The sequence below is a fragment of the Flavobacterium muglaense genome (assembly GCF_014305155.1).
GTDB lineage: Bacteria > Bacteroidota > Bacteroidia > Flavobacteriales > Flavobacteriaceae > Flavobacterium > Flavobacterium muglaense.
Genome location: NZ_JACRUK010000025.1, coordinates 14,092 through 26,190, shown reverse-complemented (window position 1 = coordinate 26,190; position 12,099 = coordinate 14,092). Strand labels below are relative to the sequence as shown.

Below are 12,099 nucleotides of genomic sequence, written 5' to 3'. Positions count from 1 at the left end.
TATCCAATTAAAACTATCTTTGTGAAAATTGATTTTTAGAAAATGAAAAATATTATTTCCGAATTACAATGGCGTGGCTTAGTGCACGACATCATGCCAGGGACCGAAGAGCAACTTTTAAAAGAAATGACAGCTACATATATAGGATTTGACCCAACATCAGATTCTTTGCACATTGGTAGTTTAGTGCCAATTATTTTATTGGTTCATTTAAAAAACTTTGGACACAAACCTATTGCTTTAGTGGGTGGTGCTACGGGAATGATTGGTGATCCATCCGGAAAATCAGATGAGAGAAACTTACTAGACGAGGCTACTTTAAATCATAATGTTGAAGGAATAAAAGCAGTGTTATCACGTTTCTTAGACTTTAATGCTACTGATGCTAATGCCGCGGTTTTAGTAAATAACTACGACTGGATGAAGGGATTGTCTTTTATCAATTTTGCTCGTGATGTGGGTAAAAGAATTACGGTAAACTACATGATGGCCAAGGATTCTGTAAAGAAAAGATTAGCAGGAGAAGGAGAAGGAATGTCATTTACGGAGTTTACCTACCAGTTAATTCAAGGATATGATTTTTACCATTTACATAAAGAATACAACTGTTTGTTACAAATGGGAGGTTCAGACCAATGGGGGAATATCACTACAGGAACGGAGCTTGTGCGCCGCATGAATGTAGGCGAAGAGGCAAAAGCATACGCAATGACTTGCCCGTTAATTACCAAGGCTGATGGTTCTAAATTTGGAAAATCAGAAGGTGGAAATATATGGTTGACAGCTGATAAAACATCAGTGTATAAGTTTTACCAATTTTGGTTGAACACCACAGATGTTGATGCCGAAAAATACATTAAAATCTTTACTTTTTTAGACAAAGACACTATTGATGCCTTAATCGAAGAGCACAAAACGGCGCCACATTTAAGAGTGTTGCAACGTAAATTAGCCGAAGAGTTAACTGTTTTTGTTCATTCGGCAGTGGAGCTTGAAAAAGCAATAAAAGCATCAAATATCCTTTTTGGAAACGCTACAGCAGATGATTTGAAAGAATTAGACGAAGCGACTTTTCTTGAAGTTTTTGATGGTGTCCCTCAAGCTGAAATTGCAAGAAATGAAATGGAAGCAGGAATCGATATTATCACGGTTTTGAATGATAAAACCGGTTTTTTTAAGTCGAATGGAGAAGCTAGAAGAGCATTGACTGCTAATTCTATTTCGGTGAATAAAGAGAAAGTAAAAGAAGATTTTGTACTCTCAACAACAAACTTAATCAACAACCAATTTGTATTGTTACAAAGCGGAAAGAAAAATTATTTTGTAGTGCGAGTGGTTTAACTTTGATGCCATATATTATAAGTGATAAGTCCGTAATTTTAGTTGCGGACTTTTTTTATTCCTTAAAATTGATAAACATTTTGTTTGTTTGAATCCAGCCCATTAGGATTGAATTGTCATTGGAGATGGTTTTTAAATCTTCGGGAAGTAGCTGAGAATACAATTCGACTTTGAATAAATTAATATGGAGGTCTAAGTAATAATTGGCTTTTTCATCAATATAGTATTCATTGTCGTCGTCTTGAAGGTATCTTTTTTTATCCCAACTTACACGAATTGAATACGCTTTAGTTTCATTAGGATTTAATAGGATGCGATTTTTAATGATGTCTTTGCTGTGTTGCGTCTTGAGCTTGCTTTGTTCTTTCTTTAGGAATTCGTCTAGGTTTGTTTTATTTGCCATTAAGTCCTTCCTCATTTGCTCGTAAAAATCTTCTGTTTTTTTGGTGTTAAATAGGGCAGCCGTTACAGCTGGCTTGCCTTCTTGATATAGATTATAGGACGGAATAATAGCTAGTGAATTTGTAGCATTAGGTCGCATTGCGGTAGGATTTTGAATAAAGCGAACAAGATGGTTGGTGTTGTTTTTAATGTGGTAGTAAATCACAAAATCGCGTTGTGTTGTACTGGTGTCTGTATAGGAAATCGAATCTATTTGTGCTTCTATTTTGGTGTTTTGCGCCAATAGGAAAAAAGGGGAAAGAAAAACAAGAAGTAAAAGAATACGCATCAGGAAGAAGTGGGTTAAGTTTAGCTGAAAATGTAAAGTTAATACTTACTTTTTAATATTTGTCAAGTCAGGATAAGGTATAGTGTACTTGTTAAGAAGTTCTGAATTTTATAGGAGTTGGGGTCGTACTTTTAGGGTGGTGGTTATTGAAAAAGAGTTGTTCTTGCATAGTCCCGATAGTAGTGAAAATCCTCTAGTACTGGTGTTCAGTACTAGAGATTGTAACGAATAGCGGGTGAGATTGTGTTAAAGAAAATGAAGTTGTACTACTATTACAGCACCATCAAGTTGCAACCGCGTATGTCAGAATTATCAAAACGTCCCAATACCTCGAAAGAGTTGTTGGGATTTTTTTTACCTAAATCTTGTGTGGCGATAAAGGAGCAGGAGTTAATGTTGGCTAGATCAATGACGTTTATGCCGCCGGTTTTACCGTTTTGCACGTAAGTCAAAGCGTCTTCGGTATCGCGCAGGAGGATGTGCATCCAAGAAGGGCATTCAAAGAGTCCGTTGCCTAAGGAGTAAGCTTGAGATAGCAATTCGGTCATTCCGTACTCAGAGTGGATCACAGATACGCCAAAACCGTTGCATAATTGCTCATGCAGTTCCTCACGAATCATTTCTTTTCGTTTTCCTTTCATGCCGCCTGTTTCCATGATGATGGTGTTTTGCAATTGAAAAGATTGTTTTTCGATCAGATCCAGTAAAGCATAAGTAACACCAATAAGAATGACGTTTTGACCAGATTGATCCAGGGCGATGAGGTTTTTTATCAATTCATCGTGATTGTGAAGGTAAAAACCACTTTCTGGTCGGTTTGATAGTTTGATTAAATCTTCGACCATATAAATCAATGACGATCCTTCGCGTTCTAGATAAGAAGGCAATAGGGCAAGAACCACATAGTCTTCAATATTACCGTAAAATTGCGAAAACCCATTGCGGTAACTTTGTTCGTAGATAGAAGCGTCGGTTACTAGGTGTTTGCTGGTGATCATTCCGGTGGTACCGCTACTGGTAAATGTTTCCTCAATTGCATCTGTGTTTGAAACAACATGATGAGTCTTGAAAAACTGTATGGGTAAAAAAGGAATTTGTTCTAATGATTTGACGCTGGAAACGGTAACATTTAATAAGCTGCAAAATTCTTTATAGACTAAGTTGTTCTCGTGTTGAAAACGAAAAACTTTTAAAGCTATTTTTTCAAATTGCTTATGACTAGAAATAGCAAATAGGCTGTCCGGTGTAATCAAGATTTCTTTTTTTTACAAAGGTATAAATTTTAAAAACGCTTTGCTGGTTATTCATGGGGAAGACTAGAAAATAAAAAAGCCTCAATCGAAATTGAAGCTTATCTATTTATGATTTTAAAAGTAAAATTTACCTTACTATGAGTTTTCTAGTTGCCGAAGCGTTGTTTTCACTTATTTTAATGATGTAGACTCCAGGTGAAATATTAGGTATATTTAGTTCTCTTGAATTGAGCATGGTTTGAAATATTTTTTTACCCAAAAGGTCAAAAATAATTATTTCTTTTTCTAAATCATTCTTAGTTGAAATATAAACTTTACCATTGCTCACAGGGTTTGGGTACAAGTTCAAGCCTTCAATAACCGAAGATTCTTGAGCTTTAGGTTGTTGTTTTACCTCCTGAGCGTTGGTGTTTATTGAAAAGAAAAAAACCAATAAGAGTATAGTGTAAAAGTAATTTTTTGCCATTTGATTGATTTTGTGTAGTAAATATACAAAAAAATACAAATACTATTCCAAAAAAAAAACACCTTTCGATTAAAAAAGGTGTTTAGTAAGATGAATTAAGTGTTATTTAATTAGAAACCAACAGACCATCCTGCTGCCCATGTTGGCATTGCAGTTCCGTTTCCAGCTCCAGTTGCTGTAGTAGATTCAGATGTGATAATTCCAGAAACATCAGTGCTTAAGCCGCTAGTTGCTGGTGCAACAGCGTTTAATGTACCTTTAGTTTTTGTAGCAACATCAGCAGATAAGTTTACGTTTACTACTTTCAACGCTGTAGGGATAAAGGCGATTGTTTCGTTGTTTTCAACATTGAAACCTGTTTTCCATCCGCTTAATACTAAGTTTGTAAAAATTCCTTTTGTACCTCTTCTTAATTTCATAGCATCGTTCTCTAACCATGTTCCAGATGTTGGTGCACTTCCAGGTCCTACTAATGTTAAGTTAGTGATTGAAGGGTTTGCAATAGGTGTGTTAGCATATCCAAGTTCAAAGTTATCTGCTTCGATTCCTCTATTTCCTTTTCCGAAATCTAATTTTCCGTACCAGTTTGTGTTAGTTCCAGACCATCCTTCAGTCCAGTCAAATTGATCATCTTCGTTACCAATAGAGATTAAGTTAGAAGTGTTTACAGTTCCTCCAAAAAATTCAACTCCATCATCAGCTCCTTGGTAAAATTCTACATAGCTAATAGTTGTACCTGAACCAACTCCGAATAACGAAAGTCCGTTAAATTCTTTTTCACTGTTGAAAGCAGCTCCAGCATATTCGATTCTTAAATAAGTGATTGAACCAGAGTTATCATTTGATACTGTTCCGCCATAGCTCAAATCAGCTACTTCTGATTGTGCTGTAGAAGCTCCTCCAGAAATACGGTTGATAGGTGCTTTACCACAAATCACTAATCCTCCCCAGTCTCCCGCTTTTTTGGTAGCTAATCCACTTGTCATAACCACTGGTTTAGCAGCAGTTCCATTTACGTTTAGTTTTCCTCCTTGTGCAATTGCAATATATGCCGATGTTCCACCAGTTCCTTGAATAACCGTTCCAGCAGGAATTGTTAAAGTTGCTCCGCTATTCACTTGAATTTTACCTGTTAACTTGTATGTTTTTGATGCGTCAAGAGTTACTTCACCGTCCGAAATTGTTCCTTGAAAATTAGTTGCATCAGCAACAAAAGTTGATGAACCTGGCGTTGATGGAGTAGGTGTGTCGTTTGATGAACAGCTAGCCATTAAACCTGCAGTTAATGCTAAAAATCCGAATAATTTTAGTGTTGTTTTTTTCATGATTCTGTGATACTATTTTTAGTTATTTTGTTGGTACAAAGATGCAGCAAGAACTTTTTTTGGATGTTATCTAAATGTCAATGTTAGTTTAATAAAAAGGCAATTGAATATTAAGCGAAGGTTACTTATGTTAAGCCCTTTATAATTGTTGCTTTTGAGTGTTTTACAAAAAAAAAAGAACAGCGATTGGCTGTTCTTTTTTGTAATCTATGGAAGCTTTTTTCTTAAAACTGATAGTTAAGACTTAAGCTTGCAGTCATTCCTTTTTTGTATGAAAGTACATTGACATCGCCAGTTGCATTTTCTTGTACTCTATTAATTGCTGGGTTGAGCATGTTTTTTACAACTAGGCCAAGTCCTAGCCTTTCAGTTAGTTTAGATTTGGCAACAAAGTCTAATGAGCCAAAAGCTTTGTCAACTAAATCTCCTTTTCCATTCGTTCCGATGGCATTTACTCTATCAGAAAAATAAGAGTAGGCTATGGTGGTGGTTAGGTTACTTTTTTTAGCGTTCCATTCGTTGAAAAACGTTAAATCAGTATTTAATAATAAATCAGATGCTCCTGTGAATTTACTGGTTTTGTTTGTAAAGTCTACTTGGTAATTTGTTTCGCTGTTTACCTTGTTTGTGTTCAATTCTTGATTACTGTACAAGTAAGAAGCGTTTAGTCCGGCTGATAGTTTTTTAGAGTTTTCAGTATCGGTACTAAAAAGTTGTTTGCGGTATTCTATTTCCCCTCCAGCAACATATCCGTAGTTTCCGGTGTTGATAAATGAGATATCATTTGATGAAGATGAAATGGTTACTTCGTTCATAGGGTTTAAGATGTATTTTCCAAAAGCGGTAACCGAAATTAGTTCGTCGCTTTTTGGGAACATTTCCCATTTTAAATCTAAGTTATAATCATCCGATTCGTATAAAAATGGATTTCCTACTTTTACTTGTAATACTTCTTCATAGACAAACAAGGCTCTTTCTTTAAATTGAGGCAATGTATACGTTTTACTAGCACCCAAACGTAAGTTTTGTTTGTCATTCAATTCGTATTTCATGATCACGCTAGGTAAGAAAGCTGTTTTTTCTAGCTTGTCATTTCCAATACCGCCTAATTGCGTGTACCAATTTACTTTTTGCGAAATTTGTTCTCCTCTTAATCCTAGGATTGCCGTTAATTTTTCAAATCGGTATTCTGTGTTTAAAAAAGCACCATTTACCATTTGATCACCGCTGTATGTTTGTGGGTCTAGCGCATTGTATACTTGAGAATTTCCGCGGAAAGTAGCTATTGAAAAATAGTTGTTGTTAAAGTTTGCTGCGTTGTAAAACAAGTCCAGATTATTGGGATCAACAACAGTGTTGGTATATCCATTGTTAGCTTTCAGGTTGAACTGTGTCGCTTGGAAACCTCTTGATTTCATTCTTCCATTGTATCCAAAAGTAAATTTACCTTTGTAATCTCCAGCTTCATCTTTATTGAATTTGTAATCATAGGATGCATTAACAGCTAGCTCGTCTTCTTTTAATTTTTGAAAGTACCTGTGGTTGTCTGGTGCAGAGATACTAGATAATTGGTATCCAGTGGCTTCGTTTCTAAAGATGTTTTGAACCCTGTCTGGCATATTTCCATCAATTTTATTGTATGAAACACCCCAGTTTAATTTTGAGCGATCATTTATGGTGTGATCTCCCAATAATTGGTTGATCCATAAGCTGTTTTTTTCGTAGTTAAAACGGCGTATTAATCCATTTCCATCATTGGCAATATCAACAATATAACCATAATATTCTTCTGTTGATTGGGTAGAGGTGTTGATGTAAAGACTATTGAAATTAACTTTGTTGGCGTTGTTTATTTTGTATCCAATGTTAGCCATTCCAGTAGTATTAGTCTCGTATTTTAGTTCGCTGTATTTTTCGAAGTTTTTATTGGCAATTCCGTTTCCATTCACACTTGCTTTTGCAGTTCCATCACTTTTTGATGAAAAATCGTTACTGAATGATGCCGTTGCAAAAAGGCTAAGTTTTCCTTGGCTTCCTACGTTAAAAGATTTTCCGCCCGAAATACCAAAAGAATTTGCAATAGGCGTCAATTTTCGTTGTTGCATCGAGCTGTAGTTGTATTGCGTAAGTGCATTATCAGGTATAGATTTGTTTGTAAATCCTAGTCGGCTTATTCCTGATTGTAGTTTAAAGTTGTCCTGGGCAATTGCATTCGAATTTACTTTTGTTCCAATGTCTAATTTCAAAAATCCAGCTCCTTTGTAATCCTTAGAGACGATATCAACGTTTCCTCCTGCAAAATCGCCGTAGATTTTACCGTTATATACTTTATCAATTGAAATGTATTCTACAATATCCGTAGAGAAAATTTCTAAGTTTAAGTTTTTCTTTTCCGGATCGTTAGAAGGGATAGGCAATCCGTTCATTGTAGTAGAGTTGTAGCGATCTCCTAAACCGCGCACAAATATATTTCCAGAACCTTCTTGTTTTGTAATTCCAGTTGTTTTTGTGACAGCTGTAGCCACATCACTTACTCCTTTTCGAGCTAGTTCTTGTGATCCAATGGATTGTTTGATTTCAACCGCATTTTTTTGTTCTAGTAACAATGCGGTTTCTTTTTGCTTATTGACATTGGTAGTAATAACCACATCTTCTAGTTTATAGCTAGCCGATCCTAATGCTTTATTAAGTGTAACGGTTTCATTGCTTTTTACAGTTACAGGCAATTCTACAGATTCATACCCGATGAAACTAAATTGAATCACATAATTTCCAGCTGGCGCATTTAAGGTGTACTTTCCGTCAATGTCTGTAGTTGCATTTATCGCTGTACCTTTTAATAATACGTTTGCAAATGGTAATGTTTCGTTGTTTGAATCCTTATCAGTTAGTACTCCAGTAATAGTACCTTTGCTTTGCGCAAATGTTAGGGTACTGATAAAAAGCGTCAAAATGAATAATTTAAGTTTCATAGTTGTGTTTAATTTTTTGCAAAGTAATGGGTTCATTGTAAAGTTGGTGTTACTGCGTTATTACCATTTTGTTGCGCCAGTATTACTAAATAGTTATGAAATTAAATTATGGTTAATAGTGCTTTTTAACAATCCAAATAATGTTATATTTACATGCGTAAGAGTAAATTTGCCCACATGAAAAAGAAACACACAAAGATTTTATTGGTTGATGATGAACCAGATATTTTAGAAATTGTAGGATATAACCTTAATCAAGAAGGGTATCAAATTTTCACAGCGACCAATGGTAAGGAAGCTATTGCTAAAGCAAAAAAGGAAATCCCAGACCTTATAATCATGGATGTCATGATGCCAGAAATGGACGGAATGGAAGCTTGTGAGAACATTCGAAAAATTCCCGAATTAGCCAATGTAATAATTACATTCTTAACAGCTCGTAGCGAAGACTATTCTCAAGTAGCTGGTTTTGATGCTGGAGCCGATGATTATATTACAAAGCCTATCAAGCCAAAATTGTTAGTGAGTAAAGTCAAAGCATTACTACGCCGTTTGAAAGAAAAAGAACAAAATAGCGAAACCCTAAATGTAGGTGGAATCGAGATTAATCGTGAAGAATATAAAATAGTCAAAGACAATATCGAAATCGCTTTGCCTAGAAAAGAGTTCGAACTGTTTTATCTATTAGCGTCAAAGCCAGGAAAGGTTTTTAAAAGAGATGAAATTCTGGATAAAGTTTGGGGTAATGAAGTAGTTGTAGGTGGACGTACAATTGATGTACACATTAGAAAATTAAGAGAAAAAATTGGCGAAGACCTTTTTAAAACAATAAAAGGAGTTGGATATAAGTTTGAAGTATAGTCAAAACAATCCAATCGTTTTAGTAATAATGTTACCCAAATAAATGAAATTAAGTTTTAAAAAAACCTATAAGTTTGCCGTAAAATCTACGTTTTATATCAGTCTGTTTTCTACCGGATTTGTATTGCTGCTGGTGACTATGATTTTTGATTATACGTCAAAGAAGTTGTGGCTTTTTGGGATTGTATTTACATTGATATTGTATCTTTTTTCGTTTATCGTTTTGCAATATAGAGTAGAACGGTTTATTTATAGACGGGTCAAAAAGATATATGATGAGGTTTCATTATTAGAATCGAGTAGTTTTATCAATCAGCCCATTACTACTGATATGGAAACACTAACCAGGGAGGTACGTAAATTTGCCACAGATAAGAAACTCGAAATCGAAATGCTTCAAGTTCGTGAAGAGTATCGAAGAGAGTTTTTAGGTAACGTTTCTCACGAGCTTAAAACACCATTATTTACTGTTCAAGGCTATGTTTCCACGCTTTTAGATGGTGCGATGGACGACAAGACCATTCGAAAAAAATACTTAAAACGTGCCGAAAAAGGAGTAGAGCGCCTTATTTATATTGTTGAAGATCTGGATATGATTACCAAACTCGAAGTAGGAGATTTGAACTTAGAATATTCAGAATTTGATATCGTCGAATTGATTCAAAATGTATTCGACTTATTAGAAATGAAAGCCGAGAAGAAGAAGATTACCCTCGCTTTTGAGAATTATCACATTCAGCCCAATTTTGTAAGAGGAGATAAAGATCGCATACAGCAAGTAATTGAGAACTTGATTGTCAATTCAATTAAATATGGTAAGAAAGGCGGACTGACCGAGATTGCTGTTGTTAATTTGACCAAAGAAAAAGTGCTAGTTCGTGTAAGTGATGACGGAGAAGGAATCGAGAAACAAAACATTCCGAGGCTTTTTGAACGTTTTTATAGAGTCAATAAAAGTGGTTCAAGATCTGAAGGAGGTTCTGGTTTAGGATTAGCAATTGTAAAGCATATCATCGAAGCTCACAAAGAAAAAATATATGTAGAAAGTGAATTTGGCATCGGTTCAGAGTTCTCTTTTACTATCGAAAAAGTATAAAAATACTCCTATCTAATTTTATAAAAGTTGGTCCGTTTTTCAATCGTGGAAGTTGAAAAACGGACCTTTTTTTACGTTTTAGGATAGCGCTAGTTAAGCGCTACAAAGAATTATGGAAAGGTAAATGGGCATCCCAAAAGTGATATTAAAAGGGAATGTTATTGCGAGCGCCATGGGTAAAAAGATACCGGGATTGGCTTTTGGTACCGCGATTTTCATGGCCGCAGGAACCGCAATATAAGAGGCGCTTGCCGCTAAGACTGCAAATATAAATCGGTTTCCTATATCGTCTGTTATCAGGTGAGAAAGGTACGCCACTATAATTCCGTTTATCAGTGGAATAATGATTGCAAAAACAAAACTGAACCAGCCGCTTTTAAAGAAATCGTTTAGTTTTTGACCACTTACAATTCCCATGTCAAGTAAAAAGATGGCCAAGAATCCTTTGAACATATCAGTCGTAAAAGGCTTAATCCCTAAGGCTTGCTGATCACTTGCGAGTAAACCAATAATTAAACTTCCGGTGATTAGTAGCACGCTTCCGTTAGTAAACGAATGCTTGATGAGTGAGCTAATTTTAGTAGTACTCGATTCGTTCTTGTTATACAATCGAATTAAAATTACGCCTACAATAATCGCAGGTGCTTCCATCAATGCCATAACAGCCACCATGTGCCCACTAAAAGTGTAGTTTTGCATTTCAAGAAAAGTAATGGCAGTTACAAAGGTTACGGCACTTACAGATCCGTATGCGGCCGCAATTGCTCCCGAGTTTTCGATACTAAAATGCTTTTTAAGTATAAAGAAACTATAGAACGGAATAATAACTGCAATGAAAACCCCGAATAAGACAGACCAAATAATATCCATCGTGAAGTGACTGTGCGCTAATTCTTGTCCTCCTTTAAACCCAATAGAGAAAAGTAGGTAGAGCGAAATGAACTTAGATGAATTTTTCGGAATTTCTAAATCGCTTTTTAAACGAACTGCGATGATGCCCAGTAAGAAGAATAATAATGCAGGATTGGTAATGTTTTCAAGTAATAAGTCGAAGTTCATTTTAAGTTTTTTAAAATAGATTTATTTTTTTGTTGCACGTTTTAGTCGGTCATTGATCGTCCGTCCTAAATTGTGTTTTGGGAACTGCTCCGTGATAATCAAGTCAAGATCAAGTTGATCTAATTCGTGTAATGCATGGTATAAATGGGTTGCGGCTTCCGCCAAATCACCATTGGGAGACAAAACCTGTTGTGCGACTATGGACTGGTGTTCAAATCGATTTTTAAAAGTAAGTAAGTCTATTCTTTTTGTTGCATTTACATGAAGGCTTTCGAGTATGTTATCGCTTAAAATGGTTGCTGTTTTTGGGGCATAATGTTTCGATATCATTCCGGGTGCTGTGGGTGTAGCTTCAGATTGTGTTTTTATTTGCAAGGGGCCAATCACGTTTTCAATCGCTTCGATAGTAATGGAACCCAAACGGTACAATACCGCCAAGTCATTCTCAAAACCAATGATGGTAGATTCGATGCCGTTGCTGCATTCGCCACCTTCTAAAATGGTAAGTGAGGATCCAGCAAAATAATTGGCTACATGCACAGCTTTTGTTGGGCTAATAGAACCAAAAGGATTTGCACTAGGAGCTGCTAACGGAAAATCCAATTGTTCTAAAAGGGATAATGTCACCGGATGATTCGGTACTCGAACTGCTACAGTATCTTTTCCTGCGGTTACTAAATCCGGAATATGGGCTTGCTTTTTTAAGACTAGAGTAAGCGGTCCAGGCCAGAAAGCAGCTGCTAGTAATTGTGCTTGTGCAGGAACATGGGCGGCAACTAAGTTTAAATCCTTAACCGATTTGATATGTACAATAAGTGGATTGTAAAAGGGTCTTTGTTTCAGTTCAAAAATCTTTTTTAGAGCAGTTTCGTTATACGCATTACCTGCAAGTCCATACACGGTTTCAGTAGGGATGGCAGCAATTTGATTTTGTTGTAAGAGTGTAGCAACATCTTGAACTGAAGAGCTGATTAAAGCCATTTTTTTATTTTTTGG

At 35.8% G+C, this 12,099-nt stretch carries 10 protein-coding genes; 3 read left to right on the top strand and 7 right to left on the bottom strand.

The genetic code is table 11. The features are described 5' to 3' along the window. The first annotated feature begins 42 nt into the window (after window positions 1-42). Window positions 43-1,341, top strand: a complete 1,299-nt coding sequence (tyrS, locus tag H8R24_RS10970; protein ID WP_187019058.1) for a tyrosine--tRNA ligase — start codon at window positions 43-45, stop codon at window positions 1,339-1,341. A 55-nt stretch (window positions 1,342-1,396) separates the two neighbouring features. Here tyrS and H8R24_RS10965 read toward each other — a convergent pair whose 3' ends face one another. The 5 genes from H8R24_RS10965 to H8R24_RS10945 all read right to left on the bottom strand — a co-directional run bounded on the left by H8R24_RS10965 (window position 1,397) and on the right by H8R24_RS10945 (window position 8,087). Then, window positions 1,397-2,071 carry a hypothetical protein gene (locus H8R24_RS10965; protein ID WP_187019060.1) on the bottom strand — a complete coding sequence of 225 codons (675 nt, stop codon included), beginning with the start codon at window positions 2,069-2,071 and terminating at the stop codon, window positions 1,397-1,399. Between the two features lie 272 nt (window positions 2,072-2,343). Next, window positions 2,344-3,324 (bottom strand): LuxE/PaaK family acyltransferase, encoded by a 981-nt coding sequence (locus H8R24_RS10960; protein ID WP_187019062.1) that lies wholly within the window; start codon window positions 3,322-3,324, stop codon window positions 2,344-2,346. Window positions 3,325-3,451: 127 nt separating this feature from the next. Next, on the bottom strand, window positions 3,452-3,790 hold the full coding sequence (locus H8R24_RS10955) for a T9SS type A sorting domain-containing protein (RefSeq protein ID WP_187019065.1): 339 nt from the start codon (window positions 3,788-3,790) through the stop codon (window positions 3,452-3,454). Between the two features lie 110 nt (window positions 3,791-3,900). After that, complete coding sequence (locus tag H8R24_RS10950; RefSeq protein WP_187019067.1) at window positions 3,901-5,115, bottom strand: hypothetical protein; 1,215 nt, start codon at window positions 5,113-5,115, stop codon at window positions 3,901-3,903. Window positions 5,116-5,339: 224 nt separating this feature from the next. After that, a complete protein-coding gene (locus H8R24_RS10945; RefSeq protein ID WP_187019069.1) occupies window positions 5,340-8,087 on the bottom strand; it encodes a TonB-dependent receptor in 2,748 nt (915 codons plus the stop codon). A gap of 177 nt (window positions 8,088-8,264) precedes the next feature. On the opposite strand from H8R24_RS10945, the gene H8R24_RS10940 reads away from it, so the two are divergent. After that, complete coding sequence (locus H8R24_RS10940) at window positions 8,265-8,948, top strand: response regulator transcription factor (RefSeq protein WP_187019072.1); 684 nt, start codon at window positions 8,265-8,267, stop codon at window positions 8,946-8,948. A 43-nt stretch (window positions 8,949-8,991) separates the two neighbouring features. Further along, window positions 8,992-10,044 (top strand): sensor histidine kinase, encoded by a 1,053-nt coding sequence (locus H8R24_RS10935; RefSeq protein WP_187019074.1) that lies wholly within the window; start codon window positions 8,992-8,994, stop codon window positions 10,042-10,044. A gap of 93 nt (window positions 10,045-10,137) precedes the next feature. Here the strand turns inward: H8R24_RS10935 and H8R24_RS10930 are convergent, their stop codons facing one another. Together H8R24_RS10930 and H8R24_RS10925 are read right to left on the bottom strand one after the other, a co-directional pair. After that, window positions 10,138-11,103: a sodium-dependent bicarbonate transport family permease gene (locus H8R24_RS10930; protein ID WP_187019076.1), complete on the bottom strand. Its 966-nt coding sequence runs from the start codon at window positions 11,101-11,103 to the stop codon at window positions 10,138-10,140. A gap of 21 nt (window positions 11,104-11,124) precedes the next feature. Then, window positions 11,125-12,084, bottom strand: a complete 960-nt coding sequence (locus tag H8R24_RS10925; RefSeq protein WP_187019079.1) for an L-threonylcarbamoyladenylate synthase — start codon at window positions 12,082-12,084, stop codon at window positions 11,125-11,127. Window positions 12,085-12,099: the final 15 nt, after the last annotated feature.